At 37.7% G+C, this 22,098-nt stretch carries 13 protein-coding genes, 1 tRNA gene, 3 rRNA genes and 1 pseudogene; 7 read left to right on the top strand and 11 right to left on the bottom strand.

Annotated features, from left to right (window positions below):
- Positions 1-3 precede the first annotated feature (3 nt).
- Complete coding sequence (locus tag GAPWK_RS12750) at positions 4-645, bottom strand: methionine ABC transporter permease (RefSeq protein WP_025316602.1); 642 nt, start codon at positions 643-645, stop codon at positions 4-6.
- Positions 646-757: 112 nt separating this feature from the next.
- Positions 758-1,789 (bottom strand): methionine ABC transporter ATP-binding protein MetN, encoded by a 1,032-nt coding sequence (metN, locus tag GAPWK_RS12745; protein WP_025316601.1) that lies wholly within the window; start codon positions 1,787-1,789, stop codon positions 758-760.
- Positions 1,790-1,905: 116 nt separating this feature from the next.
- On the opposite strand from metN, the gene gmhB reads away from it, so the two are divergent.
- From gmhB to GAPWK_RS12715, 6 genes are all read left to right on the top strand, one after another.
- A complete protein-coding gene (gmhB, locus tag GAPWK_RS12740; protein WP_025316600.1) occupies positions 1,906-2,442 on the top strand; it encodes a D-glycero-beta-D-manno-heptose 1,7-bisphosphate 7-phosphatase in 537 nt (178 codons plus the stop codon).
- A gap of 553 nt (positions 2,443-2,995) precedes the next feature.
- A 16S ribosomal RNA gene (locus tag GAPWK_RS12735) occupies positions 2,996-4,533 on the top strand.
- Between the two features lie 57 nt (positions 4,534-4,590).
- Positions 4,591-4,666: transfer RNA gene (locus tag GAPWK_RS12730), tRNA-Glu, on the top strand.
- A gap of 220 nt (positions 4,667-4,886) precedes the next feature.
- A 23S ribosomal RNA gene (locus GAPWK_RS12725) occupies positions 4,887-7,785 on the top strand.
- A gap of 126 nt (positions 7,786-7,911) precedes the next feature.
- Positions 7,912-8,027 (top strand): 5S ribosomal RNA (rrf, locus tag GAPWK_RS12720).
- Together the 16S, 23S and 5S rRNA genes with 1 tRNA gene alongside form the textbook arrangement of a ribosomal RNA operon.
- Positions 8,028-8,374: 347 nt before the next feature.
- Positions 8,375-8,923: an NADAR family protein gene (locus GAPWK_RS12715; RefSeq protein WP_025316599.1), complete on the top strand. Its 549-nt coding sequence runs from the start codon at positions 8,375-8,377 to the stop codon at positions 8,921-8,923.
- An 866-nt stretch (positions 8,924-9,789) separates the two neighbouring features.
- Here GAPWK_RS12715 and GAPWK_RS12710 read toward each other — a convergent pair.
- Positions 9,790-10,152 (bottom strand): hypothetical protein, encoded by a 363-nt coding sequence (locus GAPWK_RS12710; RefSeq protein ID WP_025316598.1) that lies wholly within the window; start codon positions 10,150-10,152, stop codon positions 9,790-9,792.
- A gap of 491 nt (positions 10,153-10,643) precedes the next feature.
- On the opposite strand from GAPWK_RS12710, the pseudogene GAPWK_RS12700 reads away from it, so the two are divergent.
- A pseudogene (locus GAPWK_RS12700) lies at positions 10,644-11,725 on the top strand (IS3 family transposase).
- A gap of 252 nt (positions 11,726-11,977) precedes the next feature.
- Here the strand turns inward: GAPWK_RS12700 and GAPWK_RS12695 are convergent.
- From GAPWK_RS12695 to fdnG, 8 genes are all read right to left on the bottom strand, one after another.
- A complete protein-coding gene (locus GAPWK_RS12695) occupies positions 11,978-12,772 on the bottom strand; it encodes an ABC transporter ATP-binding protein (RefSeq protein WP_025316597.1) in 795 nt (264 codons plus the stop codon).
- Positions 12,765-13,718: an ABC transporter permease gene (locus GAPWK_RS12690; protein WP_025316596.1), complete on the bottom strand. Its 954-nt coding sequence runs from the start codon at positions 13,716-13,718 to the stop codon at positions 12,765-12,767. Before GAPWK_RS12690 ends, GAPWK_RS12695 begins: the two co-directional genes overlap by 8 nt.
- 58 nt (positions 13,719-13,776) lie before the next feature.
- Complete coding sequence (locus GAPWK_RS12685) at positions 13,777-14,754, bottom strand: ABC transporter substrate-binding protein (protein WP_025316595.1); 978 nt, start codon at positions 14,752-14,754, stop codon at positions 13,777-13,779.
- Between the two features lie 223 nt (positions 14,755-14,977).
- Positions 14,978-15,934: an ABC transporter substrate-binding protein gene (locus GAPWK_RS12680; RefSeq protein WP_025316594.1), complete on the bottom strand. Its 957-nt coding sequence runs from the start codon at positions 15,932-15,934 to the stop codon at positions 14,978-14,980.
- A gap of 182 nt (positions 15,935-16,116) precedes the next feature.
- Entirely contained in the window at positions 16,117-17,025 is a 909-nt protein-coding gene (fdhE, locus tag GAPWK_RS12675) for a formate dehydrogenase accessory protein FdhE (protein WP_025316593.1), read from the bottom strand.
- A 104-nt stretch (positions 17,026-17,129) separates the two neighbouring features.
- Complete coding sequence (locus tag GAPWK_RS12670) at positions 17,130-17,825, bottom strand: formate dehydrogenase subunit gamma (protein WP_025316592.1); 696 nt, start codon at positions 17,823-17,825, stop codon at positions 17,130-17,132.
- Positions 17,818-18,792 (bottom strand): formate dehydrogenase subunit beta, encoded by a 975-nt coding sequence (gene fdxH, locus GAPWK_RS12665; RefSeq protein WP_025316591.1) that lies wholly within the window; start codon positions 18,790-18,792, stop codon positions 17,818-17,820. Before fdxH ends, GAPWK_RS12670 begins: the two co-directional genes overlap by 8 nt.
- A gap of 19 nt (positions 18,793-18,811) precedes the next feature.
- On the bottom strand, positions 18,812-21,880 hold the full coding sequence (gene fdnG, locus GAPWK_RS12660) for a formate dehydrogenase-N subunit alpha (protein ID WP_080692509.1): 3,069 nt from the start codon (positions 21,878-21,880) through the stop codon (positions 18,812-18,814).
- Positions 21,881-22,098: the final 218 nt, after the last annotated feature.

Raw genomic sequence — 22,098 nt, 5'->3', positions numbered from 1 at the left:
AAATTAGTGATGCGTAACACGTTTGACAATCCTATTGCCAATAAATTGTATGATAAAAACAATAACAATTAATATAATTAAAACTGTATTCATTATAGCAGGCTTGTAACCGTTGTAACCATATTGAATCGCAAGTTGACCTAAACCACCAGCACCAACAGCTCCAGCCATGGCAATATAACCGGTAAGAGTAATTAATGTAATTGTCATACTGTTGACTATTACCGGTAATGATTCAGGTAATAGAACTTTATATATAATTTGTAATGGGGTTGCGCCCATTGAACGAGCAGCCTCAATTAGCCCTTTAGGTACATCCAGTAATGCATTTTCAATCATACGTGCAATTAATGGAGATACTCCAATACTTAATGGAACCACTGCTGCTTGTTTACCGATAAAAGTTCCCATTAAAATTGTAGTAAATGGAATAATCCAAACAATTAATATAATAAAAGGTATGGAACGAAACACGTTTGTAATGAATGAAAGAGTGCTATTGGTTGCATAACAATCTAAAATTTGTCCTTTACGGGTTGTATAAAGTAATATACCGATTGGTAAACCTATTATTGTCCCCCAAAAACCTGACAGGATAACCATATATAATGTCTCATCCGTTGCTTGTGCCATTTTAAATAGCATAGCTTCATTAAATCCGTTAAATGAAGAACAAAATGCCACAAAATCTGTCCAAAAGTTGTGTCCTGCTAGATATCTAAATAATGACTCAAAAGGCTTAAATGATGGGATAAAATCAAACATAACCAAGCACCTCTACCTTAGTGTTATTTTTTTCTAAAAACTGAATTGCTGATGCTGTGCTTCTGGGGGTTCCTCTTATTTCAGCTAACATTAATCCAAATTTAACACCTCCTGCATAATCCATTTGTGCACTAATAATGTTGCTATCAATATTAAACTCTTTAGAAATTTGTGATAATAAAGGTAAATCAACTGAAACCCCAGTAAACTCAAAACTAACCAAAGGATTAAGTCCTTCTTTATATTCAGAAGAAAGTTTTACTAAATAATCTTCAGGAATATTAAGATGTAAAGTTGATTGAATAAATTGACGAGCAATATCCGTTTTTGCATGCGAAAACATTTCTCCGACCGATGATTGCTCAACTAGTTCTCCATTACTAATAACGGCAACTTGATCACAAATTTGTTTCACGACATCCATCTCATGAGTAATTAATAAAATGGTTAAACCTAATTTTTTATTAATATCTTTTAATAATGCTAAAATAGAACGCGTTGTTTCAGGGTCAAGCGCACTGGTTGCTTCATCACATAATAATACTTTGGGATCACTAGCTAAAGCTCTTGCTATAGCAACACGTTGCTTTTGACCGCCTGATAAATTAGCTGGATAGGCATTCGCTTTTTCAGTTAATCCAACTAAATCAATAAGCTCACTGACTTTTTGTTTAATAACGGCTTTAGGTGTTTTATTTAGCTCAAGTGGAAATGCAATATTATCAAATACCGTTCGTGAAGAAAGCAGATTGAAATGCTGAAAAATCATGCTAATTTTGCGTCGTACTTCTATAAGTTTACGATTTGATAAATGGGTGATCTCTTGATTATCAAAAAATATTTTACCGCTAGTAGGTCTTTCTAAAAGATTGACACAGCGAATAAGTGTACTTTTTCCTGCACCAGACTTACCAATAACACCATAAATTTTACCTTTGGGTACATGAATTGTAATGTCCTTTAATGCATGAATTGGCATCTTATTATGTTCAAATACTTTCGAAATATGTTGTAGTTCTATCATAATGTATAAAGACAATGTGTGAATAGGTGAATATTAAGACGTCTAGACATCTAAGTCAATCAATAATATGCTATGCAAACTCGCGGAATATCCAGACAAAAGGGAAACAAGTTAATATGAAACCAGCTATTTTTTTAGATCGAGATGGGACCATTAATATCGATTATAATTATGTACATACAATTGATAAATTTCATTTTATTGATGGTGTCATTGATGCAATGCAAGAACTGAAAAAAATGGGCTTTTTGTTGGTTATTACAACTAACCAATCAGGGATTGCAAGAAATAAATTCACAGAAGAACAATTCAATGTCCTAACAGAATGGATGGATTGGTCATTACAAGATCGAGGTGTAGATTTAGATGGTATCTATTATTGCCCACATGATCCCTTAGTTGATACATGTGAGTGTCGAAAACCTAATCCAGGTATGATTCAAACCGCAGCTAAAGAGCTAAATATAGATATCGCCAATTCATATATGGTTGGTGATAGAATTTCTGACTTATTATCAGGCAAGCGTGCCGGTGTTAAAAAAACAGTGTTAGTAAAAACAGGGGATATAGTAACGGATGAAGCATTAGCTCAAGCTGATTGGGTCATTGACAGTTTAGCTGATTTACCAAAAAAGATAAAAATAGAATCTTAGATTAGTGATTATTTAAATGCAGTATTTAGAATAAACGCTGCATACTTTATATATTAATTTAATCATTATGAATTCTTTTAGTATAAAACAATATAGTTTATACAAGTAAATTAAAACAGTAATTTGATATAAAACGTCTAGTTTTAGTATGCTTTGAATGCATTTAGAGCAAAAAAAACACAAACAGAAAAAAAATAGCAATAAACACTTGCAGTAAAATTTAAAGTGCCTATAATGCGCATCCACTGACACGGCGTCAGCGACAAGCAGACGAAACTAGTGTTAGTGAGCAAGGTCAAAAATTTTGAAAAAAGATCTTGACGAATAAAAAGGTGTAGCGTAGTATACGCATCCCTTGAGACAGCAAACTGAGTGATAAGCTTAGTTGACTTAGAAAAGCTGTCAGCTCTTTAAAAAGAAGAAACAGACAATCTGTGTGGGCACTTGCGAGACGAAAGATTAAAAGTCTACGGACTAAAAAAATTAAGTCTTGATAAGTGACACTGAAGATTCATTTGAATATGTCAGAAACAGTTATTGAGCATCAAACTTTAAATTGAAGAGTTTGATCATGGCTCAGATTGAACGCTGGCGGCAGGCTTAACACATGCAAGTCGAACGGTAACATGAGTGCTTGCACTTGATGACGAGTGGCGGACGGGTGAGTAAAGTATGGGGATCTGCCGAATGGAGGGGGACAACAGTTGGAAACGACTGCTAATACCGCATAAAGTTGAGAGACCAAAGCATGGGACCTTCGGGCCATGCGCCATTTGATGAACCCATATGGGATTAGCTAGTTGGTAGGGTAATGGCTTACCAAGGCGACGATCTCTAGCTGGTCTGAGAGGATGACCAGCCACACTGGAACTGAGACACGGTCCAGACTCCTACGGGAGGCAGCAGTGGGGAATATTGCACAATGGGGGAAACCCTGATGCAGCCATGCCGCGTGTATGAAGAAGGCCTTCGGGTTGTAAAGTACTTTCGGTGATGAGGAAGGTGGTGTATCTAATAGGTGCATCAATTGACGTTAATTACAGAAGAAGCACCGGCTAACTCCGTGCCAGCAGCCGCGGTAATACGGAGGGTGCGAGCGTTAATCGGAATGACTGGGCGTAAAGGGCATGTAGGCGGATAATTAAGTTAGGTGTGAAAGCCCTGGGCTCAACCTAGGAATTGCACTTAAAACTGGTTAACTAGAGTATTGTAGAGGAAGGTAGAATTCCACGTGTAGCGGTGAAATGCGTAGAGATGTGGAGGAATACCGGTGGCGAAGGCGGCCTTCTGGACAGATACTGACGCTGAGATGCGAAAGCGTGGGGAGCAAACAGGATTAGATACCCTGGTAGTCCACGCTGTAAACGATGTCGATTTGGAGTTTGTTGCCCTGAGTGATGGGCTCCGAAGCTAACGCGATAAATCGACCGCCTGGGGAGTACGGCCGCAAGGTTAAAACTCAAATGAATTGACGGGGGCCCGCACAAGCGGTGGAGCATGTGGTTTAATTCGATGCAACGCGAAGAACCTTACCTGGTCTTGACATCCACAGAATCTTGCAGAGATGCGGGAGTGCCTTCGGGAACTGTGAGACAGGTGCTGCATGGCTGTCGTCAGCTCGTGTTGTGAAATGTTGGGTTAAGTCCCGCAACGAGCGCAACCCTTATCCTTTGTTGCCATCGGTTAGGCCGGGAACTCAAAGGAGACTGCCGTTGATAAAGCGGAGGAAGGTGGGGACGACGTCAAGTCATCATGGCCCTTACGACCAGGGCTACACACGTGCTACAATGGCGTATACAAAGGGAGGCGACCTCGCGAGAGCAAGCGGACCTCATAAAGTACGTCTAAGTCCGGATTGGAGTCTGCAACTCGACTCCATGAAGTCGGAATCGCTAGTAATCGTGAATCAGAATGTCACGGTGAATACGTTCCCGGGCCTTGTACACACCGCCCGTCACACCATGGGAGTGGGTTGCACCAGAAGTAGATAGCTTAACCTTCGGGAGGGCGTTTACCACGGTGTGGTCCATGACTGGGGTGAAGTCGTAACAAGGTAACCGTAGGGGAACCTGCGGTTGGATCACCTCCTTACGAAGAGCTCGTAAGTGTTCACACAGATTGTTTGTTTATAAAAGAAGAAGTAATTAAGTCCCCTTCGTCTAGAGGCCTAGGACATCGCCCTTTCACGGCGGTAACAGGGGTTCGAATCCCCTAGGGGACGCCATAAAATGTGATGAAGTTACTTTTTAATAAAATTATGTTTGTATTTACTTGAAGTCGGTGGATGGTAAAGTGAATAGAAGTATAAAGCTCTTTAACAATTAGGAACAAGCTGAAAGAAACGAGTTCTCGTTTTTATGTTGAACTGATGTATGAAAGTATGTTGGTTTGAAGTAAGAAAGAGAAGAAAGCGTAATAAAAACCAAGACAACTGTGAGTTGTAAGGTTAAGAAATTAAGCGTACACGGTGGATGCCTAGGCAATCAGAGGCGAAGAAGGACGTGTTAATCTGCGAAAAGCAACGGTGAGTCGATAAAAGGCGCTATAACCGTTGATGTCCGAATGGGGAAACCCAGTACAGGCGACTGTACTATCATCTGATGAATCCATAGTCAGATGAGGCGAACCGGGAGAACTGAAACATCTAAGTACCCCGAGGAAAAGAAATCAACCGAGATTCCCTAAGTAGCGGCGAGCGAAAGGGGAGAAGCCCAAGCGGGTAGCATAATGTATTAATGGAAGCGTCTGGAAAGTCGCACGATAGAGGGTGAAAGTCCCGTACATGAAAATGCATTATGTGGAAGCTTATAGAGTAGGGCGGGACACGTGATATCCTGTCTGAAGAAGGGGGGACCATCCTCCAAGGCTAAATACTCCTGATTGACCGATAGTGAACCAGTACCGTGAGGGAAAGGCGAAAAGAACCCCGGGAGGGGAGTGAAATAGACCCTGAAACCGTGTACGTACAATCAGTGGGAGCTGTTACCGTTGGGTGATAGTGACTGCGTACCTTTTGTATAATGGGTCAGCGACTTATATTCTGTAGCGAGGTTAACCGAATAGGGGAGCCGAAGGGAAACCGAGTATTAACTGTGCGTTAAGTTGCAGGGTATAGACCCGAAACCCGGTGATCTAGCCATGGGCAGGTTGAAGGTTGGTTAACACTAACTGGAGGACCGAACCGACTAATGTTGAAAAATTAGCGGATGACCTGTGGCTGGGGGTGAAAGGCCAATCAAACCGGGAGATAGCTGGTTCTCCCCGAAAGCTATTTAGGTAGCGCCTCATGAGTAACTGTTGGGGGTAGAGCACTGTTTCGGCTAGGGGGCCATCCCGGCTTACCAACCCGATGCAAACTACGAATACTGACAAGTTTAATCATGGGAGACACACGGCGGGTGCTAACGTTCGTCGTGAAGAGGGAAACAACCCAGACCGCCAGCTAAGGTCCCAAAGTCATAGTTAAGTGGGAAACGAAGTGGGAAGGCTTAGACAGCTAGGATGTTGGCTTAGAAGCAGCCATCATTTAAAGAAAGCGTAATAGCTCACTAGTCGAGTCGGCCTGCGCGGAAGATGTAACGGGGCTAAAACTATGCACCGAAGCTGCGGCAGCGCATGAAAGTGTGTTGGGTAGGGGAGCGTTCTGTAAGCCGTAGAAGGTGTACTGTGAGGTATGCTGGAGGTATCAGAAGTGCGAATGCTGACATAAGTAACGATAAAGCGGGTGAAAAGCCCGCTCGCCGGAAGACCAAGGGTTCCTGTCCAACGTTAATCGGGGCAGGGTGAGTCGACCCCTAAGGAGAGGCCGAAGGGCGTATCTGATGGGAAACGGGTTAATATTCCCGTACTGGCTATAACTGCGATGGGGGGACGAAGAAGGCTAGGTTTACCACCTATTGGATGGTGGGTTAAGCGTGTAGGGGTGTGATTAGGCAAATCCGGTCACTAAGACTCTGAGGCGTGATGACGAGCTACTAAGGTAGTGAAGTAATTGATGCCCTGCTTCCAGGAAAATCCTCTAAGCTTCAGGTTATAGTTAATCGTACCCGAAACCGACACAGGTGGTCAGGTAGAGAATACTAAGGCGCTTGAGAGAACTCGGGTGAAGGAACTAGGCAAAATGGTGCCGTAACTTCGGGAGAAGGCACGCTGATGGTAATTGAAATCCCATGCGGATGTAGGTGAAGTCAGTCGAAGATACCAGCTGGCTGCAACTGTTTAATAAAAACACAGCACTGTGCAAACACGAAAGTGGACGTATACGGTGTGACGCCTGCCCGGTGCTGGAAGGTTAATTGATGGGGTTATGCGTAAGCAGAAGCTCTTGATCGAAGCCCCAGTAAACGGCGGCCGTAACTATAACGGTCCTAAGGTAGCGAAATTCCTTGTCGGGTAAGTTCCGACCTGCACGAATGGCGTAATGATGGCCAGGCTGTCTCCACCCGAGACTCAGTGAAATTGAAATTGCCGTGAAGATGCGGTGTACCCGTGGCAAGACGGAAAGACCCCGTGAACCTTTACTATAGCTTGACAGTGAACATTGAGCCTTAATGTGTAGGATAGGTGGGAGACTAAGAAGTGTGTACGCCAGTATGCATGGAGTCGCCCTTGAAATACCACCCTTTAATGTTTGATGTTCTAACCTATACTTCTGAATCGAGGTAAGGGACACTGTCTGGTGGGTAGTTTGACTGGGGCGGTCTCCTCCCAAAGAGTAACGGAGGAGCACGAAGGTTAGCTAATCCTGGTCGGACATCAGGAGGTTAGTGCAATGGCAAAAGCTAGCTTGACTGCGAGAGTGACGGCTCGAGCAGGTACGAAAGTAGGTCATAGTGATCCGGTGGTTCTGAATGGAAGGGCCATCGCTCAACGGATAAAAGGTACTCCGGGGATAACAGGCTGATACCGCCCAAGAGTTCATATCGACGGCGGTGTTTGGCACCTCGATGTCGGCTCATCACATCCTGGGGCTGAAGTAGGTCCCAAGGGTACGGCTGTTCGCCGTTTAAAGTGGTACGCGAGCTGGGTTTAGAACGTCGTGAGACAGTTCGGTCCCTATCTGCCATGGGCGTAGGAAAATTGAGGGGGTTTGCTTCTAGTACGAGAGGACCGAAGTGAACGCACCGCTGGTGTTCGGGTTGTGATGCCAATTGCATTGCCCGGTAGCTACGTGCGGAATAGATAAGTGCTGAAAGCATCTAAGTACGAAACTAGCCTCGAGATGAGTTTTCCCTGATGAGAGTCAGTAAGGTCCGTTTGAGACTAAGACGTAGATAGGTCAGGTGTGTAAGTGTAGTGATACATTGAGCTAACTGATACTAATGAACCGAGAGTCTTAACCTTACAACTCGGAGTTGTTTTGGGTACGCGATAGAGTGATTACAAGGTAATCGAACAGTTTGTTCCGGATTGAGAGATTAGTGCGTATATGAGATAATGTGCTAATTGATAAAGAGAAGACAGGATATGTCTGGCGGTAATAGCGCGGTGGTCCCACCTGACCCCATGCCGAACTCAGAAGTGAAACGCCGAAGTGCCGATGGTAGTGTGGGTATTACCCATGTGAGAGTAGGGAGCCGCCAGACTTTTAAATATAGCGAGAGCCCAGCAGGAATGCTGGGCTTTTTTGCATATAGAGATTATAAAACTTACTAAAATTTACAGAAAGTTAGATAATAGTATTAAGAATACTATTTTATTTATATAGTCACATAATTTTTATACAAATCCTTATCATAAAAATATAACGTTATATTTCTCTTACATATCCATACATAACCTTAAATATTTCTCATAAGCATCCTTATCTTAGCTATATTAATGGTATGCAGTCCTATTCTATTGAAAACAAAATCTATTTTTTTACTAAAACTATATTGGTATTCGATGAAAATGCATATAACATATTCGTTAGTGATAATAAGGAATTTATATGGATTTATTGAAATTACGCGAACAATATAGAAGTGGTAAGCGATACAAATATATTTACTTTTGGGGACATGTAGAAAAGCAACCTTCTATCATAACAAAAAGTTGTTTTAGCCAATGGTATCCAAGTCGTTTTGAGGTTGATAATATTTACTATCCAACAGCAGAACATTATATGATGGCTGAGAAGGCAAGATTATTTGGTGATGAGGAAATATTATCAAAAATACTTACTGCTAATTCTCCTGGATTAGCAAAATCATTAGGACGGCAAGTCAAAGGCTTCATACCAGATATTTGGGATGCACACTGCTTCAACATAGTCATAAATGGTAATTTTGCTAAGTTTTCACAGAATCCAAAGTTAACTGATTTTATATTATCAACCAAACAAAGAATATTAGTAGAAGCAAGCCCTGTTGATAAAATATGGGGGATAGGATTGTCTATGGATGATCCTAATATTGATAATCCGTTAATCTGGCGTGGAAAAAATTTGCTTGGATTTGCTTTAATGAATGTTCGCCAACAATTACAAGAAAAATTATGAAATTATTCATATTAATCTTGGATAATAAGCAATATTCTGCGAATTAGGATTAAATTGCATCGCAAAGGAATAGTGAGTGATATTATAGTGGTGATGTACCTGTATCGATTTTATACATGAATTTATGTCCTACTGCATACTGCAACTTTTTAAGTACTCAGTTTACTATTGTTTCTGAGACTTGATATCATCATACACTAAACTTAGAGGCTCATCTAAACGAGCTTTATATTGTCAATACTTCTTTATACTCTTTGAGTGATATTGGCTGATTTATTTTACCTAGGCATAATAACTAGTTTACGCACTTCAAATAATCGGCATACTAGCATTAACGGATAATGTGATAAGGGATAACGGTTATTCATTGATTGGTATTGTTGATGAAGCACATATGCGTCTTTTTTTAAATATCATTCACCATTTTTAGTTCTTTTATTTCTTTTTATAAATCCATAATCCGTGGTTATTCCAAGGTGACTAGTTTTAGTCGGTGTAAGTTACCTGACTATTTATCAAGGATAGATTTACCTACGCAAAAGGTGATGGTTAGCTTACTGATGGAAATATGTACATTTGATAAGGTATATTCAAAATACTGTTTGTTGTTAAACTTAATTCTGAATATTTTGACCATAGTGTGTTTGCGTATGATTATTTAGTTATATCATTGAGGCGACATTTGTTTCCTTTTTTTATTTGGTTCATTATGTAGGTGTTATTTTATTTTTCACATTTGATGTAGTCAACTTTAACACCATTATTTATATCAATTGGAAAAATGTGCCACACCGATGAGATTGAAATTTTCTAGAAGTAGTTTAATTGAACATTATCTTCTGGCTTTTTTAATGCAATAAGTTAATTTATTGCATTAAAAATGTTTTATTTAAAATATTATTATAGAGTTTTTTATTTTTTCCTTTAAAAACAAATAATATTATAAATGCTATTAACATCAAAACGATATGGAAACCAACAAAAAACATGTATACATTTATTGCCTCTTCTCCGGACTTGGCCACACTAGATGCCGTTAATGCCAATGACGGTGAAAGAAATGCTGTACTAATTATATTAATTCCAAATGTAATCTCTGAGATTGTAGGTTCTTTACAAAATGTAATTAATGCAAATATGCTACTTATAATAGCAATATATACTCCCATCACAGGAATAAATATTGATAATGCCGAAAATATTAATGCAATTATTGATAATGCTTTCATTTTTACGTATACCTTATTAAGAATAAATAATATTTTTAAGACTGTTTTTTAATCATGTCATAGACTTTTATATTTCTTAAAAGACGGGAAAGATAATAGCAAAAAAAGATAGATTCATATGATTTATTAATAAAAAAGCTATATTGCAATAGTTTACAACTATCATAATTTAATTATCAAATATTACTAATTCTTAATAAATGAAACATGACTATTAAACGAAGGAATTGATTGATACTTGTTAGCGTTATAAATAGGAAGATTATGTATTGAAAAATATAAAAATCAGGATTGAGAGCATTATAATCTCTAATAAAAAGGCTATTTAATCCTATTTTGTCTAAAAGTTTTATATGGTGTTTTACCATTCATCGTAGAATGAGATTTACTAAATTTTTTTATCCTGCTGTAACTATCCCCTAAAATAGTACATAAAAAAGTAGAAAATTCTCTATAATATTTTTAATTAGAATTTTAAGGAGAATTTCAATATGAAAAAATTATCGGAACACCAAATTGTCTCCATTTTAAAAGAAGCTGAAGTTGGTATCCCTATTAAAGAGCTTTGCCGTAAATATGGTATGGCCGTTTCTACTTTTTATAAATGGCGAGATAAATATGGTGGTATGCAATCATCGGACATTAAGCGGTTAAAACAGCTGGAAGCTGAAAATCGTAAACTTAAACAGATGTATGCTGAATTAAGTTTAACTTCTCAGCTCCAGCAAGAAATAATAAAAAAGCTATAGTGCCGACGGCAGTTCGTAAGAGTTGGGCACAAACACTACAGTCACAATACTGTATAACAATTAAAATGAGTTGCACTATTGTGAATTTAAGTCGCTGTGCTTACTACTATCAACCTAAATCGGCAGATGACACTATGATTATTTCATTACTTAAGTCAATAACAGACAAGCATTTACGTTGGGGATTTCCTAAGTGTTTTCATCGAATCAGGAAACTGGGATATACGTGGAATCATAAACGGATTTATCGAGTTTATTGTCAGTTAAAACTCAATATTCGTTCTAAACGCAATAAACGATTGCCCCAACGTTATCCAGAGCCATTATCAGTACCAAGTCGTTTGGGAGAATGTTGGTCAATGGATTTTATGAGTGATAGTTCTCAAAATCACCGCCGATTTAGAACCTTTAATGTTATTGATGACTTTAATCGAGAGGCATTAGGCATTGATATTGCGGTCAGTTTATCGGCAGGTAGAATTACCCGTTATTTAGACAGACTGGCTCAATATCACGGTTATCCATTAAAAATACGCGTTGATAATGGCACAGAATTTACCTCAAACAGATTTACAAGCTGGGCAAAATCACATGGAATAACCCTAGATTATATTAAACCAGGTAGTCCTTATCAAAACGGCTATATAGAACGATTTAACCGCACATATCGAACGTAGGTATTAGATCTGTATTTATTTAAAAATCTGGAACAAGTAAGAAAAATAACCGAAGAGTGGTTAGAAATATATAACACAGAAAGACCGCATGAAGCATTAAATAATATGACACCAATTGAATATAGAAACATGAAGCAAATAGTATGATTTTCTACTTGGTTTGTGTGCTAACAATGGGGTATTTACACTGCTAGTTTTATTTGAATTAATATAACTATATGTCATCAATTGATAAAACTATATTTTATTAGTTTTATGAAATCTTTTTATTTTAACGTAGTTTTGATGTTCTGGATTTTAGGCAAAGATAATTGATATTTAAATCATTCAGATGTCAATGAACTCAATTTTGAATAAAAAAGCAATATCTTTTTAAATATTGCTTTTTAATTTGGTTGATTACCCTAGAAGTAATGCATCATCAGTAACCTTTTCGCCACGCGTTTTTTCAAACATAGCTAGCAAATCGTTTACTGTAAGCTTAGTGCGTTCTTCTCCAGACACGTCAAGTACGACTTGACCTTGATGAAGCATTACTGTTCTATTACCGTACTCTAATGCTTGTTTCATAGAGTGGGTAACCATCATGGTTGTTAAATGATTTTTAGAAACAATCTGATCGGTTAATTCTAAAACAAATTGTGCTGTTTTGGGATCTAGAGCAGCGGTATGTTCATCAAGCAGTAATATCTTAGATGGTTGTAGTGTTGACATTAATAGACTCACTGCTTGCCTTTGTCCTCCAGAAAGTAATCCCATCATATCAGACAATCGATTTTCTAAACCTAAATTTAATGTCGCAAGTTTTTCTTTAAATATTGTGCGTAATTTTCTATTTAGGGCTGGAGATAATGTAAAACTATGACCTCGGTTATAAGCAATAGCAAGGTTTTCTTCAATGGTTAAGTTTTCACAAGTCCCTACCATTGGATCTTGGAATACTCGAGCAACTAAACCAGCCCTTTTCCATGCCGGCCAGCGTGTTACGTTTTTTCTATTAATAATGACACTACCAGAGTCGGAAAGTAAATCACCACTAATTACATTGAGTAATGAACTTTTTCCTGCCCCATTACTACCTATAATTGTGACAAATTCACCTTCGCTTATATTAAGATTTAATCCTCGTAATACATGATTTTCGATAGGTGTTCCTTGATTAAAAGTTAATTGTAATTCTCCAACTTTAATCATGTTTACTTCCTCTTTTCTTTGAGTGCTTTTTTAACTGTTTAGGTAAGACTAAAGCAAGTACTACCAAGATTGCTGTAATAAGGTTTAAATCCTCGGTTCCAACACCAATTTCTTGTAAAAATTCATTACTAAGTGCAAACGCAATGAACAAGCGATATAAAATCGAACCAAAAATAACTGCCAGCATCACGGCCCAAATACGCTTAGTTGGAAAAATACTTTCACCGATAATAATTGATGCAAGCCCTATAACTATAGTACCTACGCCAATTGTAATATCTGCTCCGCCTTGGGTTTGTACGAATAATGAACCGCCAAGAGCAATTAAACCATTCGATATTGCCATACCAAGAATCGTGATACCACCAGTTGGAATACCTTGAGATTTAGCCATTCGTTGGTTGGTTCCTGTTGCTCTTAAAGCTAATCCCATTTTAGTATTTAAAAAGAGATTGAGTAATAACCAAAATAGAATTACAAAACCTAATATCATAAGTGGTTGTACAATATATTGGTTACTGTAATCCTCAGCAATAAATGGTGAAAATATTGTTTTGGCATCAAGTAAAGAAAGATTAGGTGAACCAGCCAATCTTGGTGTTTCGTCCATAATATAAGGTCCAATACCTAATATTCTTAAATTGATAGAATAAAGACCTATCATGACAATGATACTTGAAAGTAATTGTAATATATTGAGTTTAACATACAATATTCCAGTCATTGCTCCAGCAATACAACCTGCAAACATACCTAACAATGTTGCTATCCAAGGATCAATACCTACGTAAATACATAGACCACAAATTGCCCCTCCAAGAGGAAAACTGGCATCAGCCGTAAGATCTGGAAAATCGAGTAAACGGAATGATATAAAAACACCTAAACTAACTAGTGCATAAATAAGTCCAATTCCAATAGAGCCTAATAAAAATTCAAAAGACATGAAAAAATCCACTAAAAATTAACCGCCAAAATGGCGGTTTAGTTATCAAAAGTTACAATTATTTTTCAACAATTTTGGCTGCTGATTTTAATACATCTTCAGATAAAGTAATACCTTGGCGTTCAGCAGCTTTTTTATTAATTGTTAATTGAGTAATATTACCAACTTGTGGTGGAATATCCCCCGGTTTTTCGCCATTAAGTATACGAATAACTATTTTACCAGCTTGGCGACCAAGATCATAATAACTCATTCCTAAAGCTGCAATTGCACCACGTTCGGCTGACTCAGGATTTGATGCAACAAGAGGAATTTTACTTTCATTAGCAATTTTAGCTAAAGCTTCATAAGATGAAACAACATTATTATCGGTAGTAGTATAAATCATATCAACCTTACCTTTTAAACTTCTTGCAGCTGTTGATATATCAGAGGTTCGTTGTGCAGGAGCCGCGATAATTTTCATCCCTCTTTTTTCAAGTTCGATTTGCAATTGTTTTAATATAATCGTTGAATTAATTTCACTTGGACTATAAACATAACCAATATTTTTAGCATCAGGTTTAATTTTTAACATCATCTCAATTTGAGAATCTAATGATAAGGCATCGGATACGCCTGTCACATTAGTTTTAGAAGCATCCCAACTTGGTGTTAATTTTGCAGCCACAGGATCAGTAACAGCGGTAAACACAATAGGAATAAGTTTTGTTGTTGCAACTAAAGCTTGTGAACTGGGCGTAGCGATACCAACAATTACATCAGGTTTATTTGCTACAAATTGTTTCGCTATTTGAGCTGCATTTGCACTGCTACCTTGTGCACTAGCAAACTGAAGTTTTAAATTTTCCCCAGCAATATAGCCATTATCTTTAAGTTCATCTTCAACACCTTTGCGTACATTATCTAGTGCTGGGTGTTCAACAATTGCTGTAATGGCTACAAATTTTTGTTCGGCTTTTGTATCTGCGTAAGAATAAAATGCAGCGAACGGTAAACAGAGAAGCATAAAAAGTTTTATAATGTGATTACGCATAGGATACTCCTGTACTATTTTTTTTACAACCAAGCCAGATTCTAAGTTACTATAAAGCAAAATTGAATTGCTTTCCAGAATAAAAAAGACCTAGCAGGTGTAAATATATCATTACACCAAGGTGGTGATTTGTTATAAATGGGATATTATAATGCAATATTACACTTTGCTCACAGCTTTGAGCAAAGTTATTTTAGATATTTTTTAATAAAATTTTATTTAATTATTGGCCAATTATTTTGTAAGCCGATTGAATAATTTCGGTGGATAAATTCACTCCTTGTTTTTTTGCCGCATCAGCATTAATTACAAGACGTAATGATTGTCCAAGTTCTGGGGCAATATTTCCTGGCTTTTCGCCTTTCAATATCCGAACAACGAGCTTACCTGATTGGCGACCAACATCATAATAGCTCATTCCATAAGCGGCAACAGCTCCTCGTTCAATTGCATCAGGAAACGATGCTAAAAGAGGTATTTTATTTTCATTGGCAAATTTTACTAGCGATTCATAAGCTGAAACAACGTTATTATCTGTTGTTGTATAGATTAAATCTACTTTGCCTTTTAAAGTATTGGCTGCAGTTGAAATATCAGCAGTTCTTTGTGCGGGAACAGCAATAAGTGAAATGTTTTGTTTGGCTAAATGAGTTTGCAGATTTTTTAGAACCACGGTAGAGTTAATCTCACTTGGACTATAAATATATCCTACAGATTTAACATTAGGTACAATTTTCTTCATAAAATCAATTTGAGGAACAATTTCTTGATAATCTGAAACTCCAGTAATATTTGTACCTGTTGGTTGCCAGTTTTTAATTAATTTTGCAGCAACGGGGTCGGTAATTCCTGCAAATACAACAGGGATTTGTTTGGTTGCTGCTGCTGATGCTTGTGCACTAGGTGTTGCGATGGCGACAATAACATCAGGCTTCGCTGCAATAAATTGTCTGGCAATTTGAGCTGCAGTGGCGCTACTTCCTTGCGCACTTTTATATTGTACTGTTAAGTTTTCGTTTAACTTATAGCCACTATCAGTTAATTCATCTTTCACACCGTCACGGATTTGATCTAATGAGGGATGTTCAACAATTGCTGTAATTGCTACATGTTTCATCATATCTGCGAAACTAAACAGTGGCGTGAATAACATTATTGTCAAAAAAATAAAGCGCTTCATAAAATAAACTCATAAACTAGTACATTAGTTCGATTCTAACCTTATTAATATAAAATGTTAAGTTTATTTTATAAAAATGATAAATATCTTTAATCAACTATCTTATTAGCAAACAAAATTAATTGTGATATTAAATAATATTCATAAAACTTAATTTAAAACTAAAATGTCAATTAGCTCTTTTATTGTGCAAATATAAAAGGGTTTATACCACTTTTAGTAAATCCTTCCTCTTCTGTTTTGATATCTAAGATTAACGAAGCAATATCATCAGCAATAACCTCTATACGAGGCTCTTTATCTTGATCTAAAATTTTTAAATAGCTATGGCAAACATCACAACATTCTGTTTTCGTTGCAGATAGTTCTTTATCCAGTGAAAAATATTGAATGTCTTGCATATTATCACAACAAGTACATTTTATTCGAGGTACATACCATTCACTTTCGCATAAGCTACAGTGTAAATAACGTAACCCATTGTTACTTCCAAGTTGGATAATACTGGCAACCGGCATACTATTACATACTGGACATAACCAGTTTTTATCGGTGCTCTCTGCAACTGCCTTGCCTTTGATTTGACTTGCTAGTTGGCTATAGTAAATCGATAATGCGGACCAGATAAACATGGCTTCATTACCCTCTACGCAATTAAATTCGCCTTTAATTAGATGATTGGCTTTAACTTGTAGTTGTTCTGAACTATTTTGGCTAAGTTGTTCTATTACTAACCTAATTTGCTCTGTAGTTGCTGTAACTGAACTTAATAAGTCACTTAAATATGTTTGCCAAAAAGTGGGTAAAGTAAAGTTATATATACTTAAAGGTGGATGTTGACCATCAAGGATATTCGGCAAATCTATATTTACCGGTTTTTGTTTTACAATATTGGCTTGTAGTTCAGCAATTGTGGCACAGAATTTCAGATATTCACTAAATGGGCTACTTGCTGCTAGCTCTTTTAAACGTTCCGCGCGATGAATGTACAGTGTCTTCGGCGATGGATAGAAGAGTAGTGGAATTTGTCGAATAACTGAGTTTGTTGTTTGTTGTTCAAGTTGCTCTTGTGGGATAATTTTTATACTCATTATTGATTACCGTTTACTATCGTGTTATCTATAATTTCCATAATTAAATGTTATCGGTTAATAAAAATTAGCTGATAACATTTATTTGATGTAATGAGTTATTGTTATGCTGGTTTATGCTCTACTTTTGTTGTTTGTTTTGTTTCTGCTTCGGTATTAGCATTAAGTTCTTTTTGATATATTTTTGCCATTTCTTCTTCATACCATGCAGAATGGTTTTTACGAGCCCAAGCTCGTGATACATAACCTGTTATCATGCCTTTAATTGATCCTTTAACCCAAAGAGCCATATAAGCATGACCAATAGCGAGTAAAATTAATCCTATTGCAGCCAGTGAATGGAAAAATATCGCGATACGGACAATTTGAACTGGAAAATAGTCAGAAACATACCTACGCCACATAATCATTCCAGTGATAAATAACACAGATATTAAGCTCATAATACACCAGAATAAAAACTTCTGACCAACATTGTATTTACCAATTGGAATACCTTCTTCTTTACCCATAATTACATGCTTAAAGTTCTTTATCCATACAATATCTGCTTTATTTGGAATATTATGGTGTGCAAGTTTCAAGAACATAAACATTAATAGTACGAACACAACACAGCCAATCATTGGGTGCAATGCTCTAACTAATTGAGGGGTGCCAAGTACTAAACCAAACAGTTTAATTGAAGGAAAAAACAAAAATAAACCCGATAGTGCAGTTAGAATAAAAAGACACACCATGCACCAATGACAAAATCGAACAATAAGTGGTGTTCTTAATATCATGTCTTTTTTATTCATGACGATTCTCCTGTTGTGCTGAACTAGTGCTATTTTTACGTTCAAAAATTGGTAATCCTAGACGTTTTCTAGCTTGTTTATCAGCTTCTTTTTCATGCTCTATATCTTCTTCATCAACTTCAATTGCACCAACACCCATATAATGGAATAGTAGGCCTCCAAATGTTGCAATGAATGCAGCTGCGGATAACGGTTTCCATGCACCTTTCCAGAATTTAACAATTTCACTAATGTGAGGATCTTTTGGTAAACCATGATAAAGTTCTGGTTGATCTGCATGATGTAAAACATACATTACATGAGTACCGCCAACACCTTGAGGATCGTAAAGACCAGCCTGTTCAAAACCACGTTTTTTAAGATCCTCAATGCGATGTTCTGCATGACGAATCATATCTTGCTTTGTACCAAAATGAATTGCTCCCGTTGGGCAAGTTTTGACACAGGCAGGCTCTTGTCCCACTGAAACACGATCAACACATAATGTACATTTGTACGAGTGATTATCTTCTTTACTGACTCGTGGAATATTAAATGGACAGCCGGCAATACAATACCCACAGCCGATGCAGTGTTCTGATTGAAAATCTACAATACCATTTGCATATTGAATGATTGCACCCTCTGATGGGCAGGCTTTTAGACAACCTGGATCAGAACAGTGCATACAACCATCTTTACGAATCAGCCATTCAAATTTACCGTTTACTTCGACTTCCGAATAACGCATTACTGTCCAAGCTTTAGGTTCTAAGTCTGCTGGGTTATCGTAGACACCAACAGTATGCCCGATTTCTGCACGTAGATCATTCCATTCGCTACATGCAACTTGGCAAGCTTTACAGCCGATGCAGGTTGTCACATCAATCAGTTTTGCCACTTCTTGCTGATAATCTCGAACTCGAGGAGCTGGGGTTAAAGCATTTGTTGCTGAGCGGCGGATAATATCTTGAGTTTGTAATGACATATTTTAAATTCTCCCTCACTTATGCCGCTGTAGTTACTTTTTCGATATTCACTAAGAAAGATTTATATTCTGGAGTTTGCGAATTAGCATCACCTAAATGAGGGGTTAATTCGTTAACTAAAAATCCTTTCTTTGTCTGCCCAGTAAAACCCCATACGATTGGAATTCCAATGGTTTCAACTTCTTTACCATCAACGGTTAATGTAGGAAGGCGCTTAGTAACAACCGCTTTTGCTTTGATGTAGCCACGGTATGATGTTACTTTAACTGTATCACCAAGCTTTATTCCTTTTTTATTTGCTAAATTCTCACTTAGCTCAATAAATTGTTCGGGTTGTGAAATAGCAGCCAACCTTGCATGTTGCGTCCAAAAATGGAAATGCTCTGTTATACTATAAGTTGTTCCGACATAAGGAAATTGGCTGGCATCTCCTAAGCGAGCCAAGTCTTCTTTAAATGCGCGAGCTACAGGATTGTTGATCTGGTTAGGATGTAATGGGTTATTGGTAATTGGTGTTTCAAAAGGTTCATAATGTTCTGGGAATGGCCCATCGACCAACCGATTCAAACAAAATAGTCCGCCTAAACCATCATTATTCATAATGAAAGCTCCTGCACCAGAACTTGGCGATAATGTTGCGGTGAAATCGGCAACGTCATTACCATCCCAACTTGAACCATTCCATTTTACTAAGACCCGTTTAGGATCCCATGGTTGACCATTTTTATCAGCAGAGGCTCGATTATAAAGTACTCGTCGATTCATTGGCCATGCCCAAGCCCAGCCCGCGTGAACTCCTTTACCTGATGGATCGCTTGGATCGCGCCGAGCCATTAGGTTGCCTTGCTCTGTCCAAGAACCGCAGAATATCCAAATCCCTGATGATGTTGTACCGTCTGCTTTTAATTGAGAGAACCCTCTTAATAATTGTCCTTTTTTAAGAATAATATTGCCATTAGCATCAGCCATATCTGTCAGTGCTCGGCCATTACACTCTTTTGCTAGCTCTTCGGCGGATGGTCCTTCAGGATCTTGATAATTCCATGTTAAATTATTAATTGGTTCATGATAAGCACCGCCTTCTTCTTCATAAAGTTCTTTAATTCTTAAATAAATGCGAGCAATAATCTCTGGGTCATAAAGTGCTTCATAAGGTGGTCTTGCTGCTGCCCAGTGCCATTGTAATAAACGTGATGAATTAACAATTGTTCCATTTTCTTCAGCAAAACAGTTAGCAGGTAGCCTAAACACTTCGGTTTGAATTTTGCTTGGATCTACATCATTTGATTCGCCGTGATTTTTCCAAAACTCCGCTGTTTCTGTTGGCATTGGATCAATGTTAACCAGAAATTTTAGTTTAGATAATCCTTCACGGATGCTATTTTTATCTGGTAGTGCAGCCAGCGGGTTAAAACCTTGACAAATAAAGCCGTTGGCTTGGCCATCGCGCATCATTTTGCTGAATCTCAAAACATCATAAGTTTTATCCCATTTCGGTAACCAATCAAATCCCCAATTATTATCAATAGTGGATTTATCACCATACATTGCCTTCATGAAGCTGACAAAAAATTTAGGATAATTCCCCCAGAAATTAACTTCATTAGGACCGAGTGGTTTTGGTGTTTTTTCATCTAAATATTGTTGAAGTGAAACTTGAGAATCTTTAGGTAGTTCAAGATAGGCAGGTAATCGATTGGATAATAAACCAACATCGGTTAAGCCTTGAATATTCGAATGTCCGCGTAGGGCATTAATGCCACCGCCCATTACACCAATATTACCTAAAATTAGCTGGATCATCGCAGCTGTACGAATAATTTGCGTACCGTAGCTATGTTGCGTCCAACCTAACGCATATAAAAAGGTTGCAGCTCTGTCATTCGTTTTGGTGCTCGCTAAGGATCGGCAAACATGTAAAAATCCTTCAATAGGACTGCCAGTTACTTTATTAACCATTTCAGGTGTATAGCGACTTACGTGTTGTTTGAGTAGATTCCAAACACAACGAGGATGATTTAATGTTTTATCACGAAGTGCAAAACCATTTTCATCTTTTTGATATGCCCAACTAGTTTGATCATATTGTTTGGTTGTTGCATTATAGCCACTAAAAAGCCCACTGTTTGCATCAAAATTAAAATCATCACGAATAATTAAACTTGCGTTACTATGAGTGACTAAATAATCATAATTAACTTCATTATGTGTAATTAGATAATTAATGATACCGAGCAAAAACGCAATATCCGATCCAGCACGAATAGGTACATAATGATCAGCCACAGAAGCGGTTCGATGAAAACGTGGATCAATGGCAATCAATTCTGCGCCGTTAGTAATTTTCGCTTCAATCGCCCATTTAAAGCCAACCGGATGAGCTTCTGCGGCGTTCCCTCCCATGACAATAACAACATTGGCATTTTTAATGTCATTCCAATTGTTGGTCATTGCTCCTCGTCCATAAGTCGCTGCTAAGCTTGATACTGATGGGCCATGACAAACTCTTGCTTGGGTTTCAAGACTTAACATACCTAATGAACGTGCTACTTTAAATGCTAGCCAACCTGTTTCATTGCTAGCGGCGGAAGTAACAAGCCAGCCTGTTGTTGTCCAACGATTTACAGTTGTACCTTGTTCATTTTTCTCAATAAAATTTTTGTCACGATCTTCTTTCATTAAACGAGCAATACGATCAATCGCATCTTCCCAACTAATGCGTTGCCATTTATCCGAGCCCGGTGCACGATATTCTGGATATTTAACGCGCTGTTCACTTTTGATGTAGTCAAGTACTCCTGCACCTTTTGGACAAAGCGAGCCGCGACTAACAGGATGGTCAGGATCACCCTCTACATGAAATATTGATGATTCGGCATTTTTGGCGCCATCTTCCCGGCTATAAAGCAACATTCCACATCCAACAGAACAATACGTACAGTTATTGCGGGTTTCTTTTGATTTTAGTAATTTAAATTGGCGTGTTTGTGCAAGCGCTACATTTGGCACTAAACCCAGTGTAGCGACAGTTGTTCCTGCGATGCCACCAGCACAGATCTTAAAGAACTGCCTACGGTTGAATAGCATATAGACTCCTTAGAAAGCAGACATTACATTATTAAATTTATTGTATTGGAGGCGATAAATATCCTTATAATTATTGATATTAATAATAATCGTTTATTGAACAGAAATAAAGGGAAAAACAAATAGTAATTGGTGAAATTTGATGTTTGTCAAAAAATAAATTTGTTCATATACTTAATACAGTGAATATAAGAAAAAGAAATTTTATATTGGAGTGG

The organism is Gilliamella apicola (genome assembly GCF_000599985.1).
Classification (GTDB): Bacteria; Pseudomonadota; Gammaproteobacteria; order Enterobacterales; family Orbaceae; genus Gilliamella; species Gilliamella apicola.
This window is presented reverse-complemented; position numbering and strand designations above follow the sequence as displayed.

What these genes read in the sequence shown, in the direction of transcription:
- GAPWK_RS12750 (WP_025316602.1), bottom strand. Translation starts at nt 645, where the DNA reads ATGCTATTTAAAATGGCACAAGCAACGGATGAGACATTATATATGGTT.
- metN (WP_025316601.1), bottom strand. Translation starts at nt 1,789, where the DNA reads ATGATAGAACTACAACATATTTCGAAAGTATTTGAACATAATAAGATG.
- gmhB (WP_025316600.1), top strand. Translation starts at nt 1,906, where the DNA reads ATGAAACCAGCTATTTTTTTAGATCGAGATGGGACCATTAATATCGAT.
- GAPWK_RS12715 (WP_025316599.1), top strand. Translation starts at nt 8,375, where the DNA reads ATGGATTTATTGAAATTACGCGAACAATATAGAAGTGGTAAGCGATAC.
- GAPWK_RS12710 (WP_025316598.1), bottom strand. Translation starts at nt 10,152, where the DNA reads ATGAAAGCATTATCAATAATTGCATTAATATTTTCGGCATTATCAATA.
- GAPWK_RS12695 (WP_025316597.1), bottom strand. Translation starts at nt 12,772, where the DNA reads ATGATTAAAGTTGGAGAATTACAATTAACTTTTAATCAAGGAACACCT.
- GAPWK_RS12690 (WP_025316596.1), bottom strand. Translation starts at nt 13,718, where the DNA reads ATGTCTTTTGAATTTTTATTAGGCTCTATTGGAATTGGACTTATTTAT.
- GAPWK_RS12685 (WP_025316595.1), bottom strand. Translation starts at nt 14,754, where the DNA reads ATGCGTAATCACATTATAAAACTTTTTATGCTTCTCTGTTTACCGTTC.
- GAPWK_RS12680 (WP_025316594.1), bottom strand. Translation starts at nt 15,934, where the DNA reads ATGAAGCGCTTTATTTTTTTGACAATAATGTTATTCACGCCACTGTTT.
- fdhE (WP_025316593.1), bottom strand. Translation starts at nt 17,025, where the DNA reads ATGAGTATAAAAATTATCCCACAAGAGCAACTTGAACAACAAACAACA.
- GAPWK_RS12670 (WP_025316592.1), bottom strand. Translation starts at nt 17,825, where the DNA reads ATGAATAAAAAAGACATGATATTAAGAACACCACTTATTGTTCGATTT.
- fdxH (WP_025316591.1), bottom strand. Translation starts at nt 18,792, where the DNA reads ATGTCATTACAAACTCAAGATATTATCCGCCGCTCAGCAACAAATGCT.
- fdnG (WP_080692509.1), bottom strand. Translation starts at nt 21,880, where the DNA reads ATGCTATTCAACCGTAGGCAGTTCTTTAAGATCTGTGCTGGTGGCATC.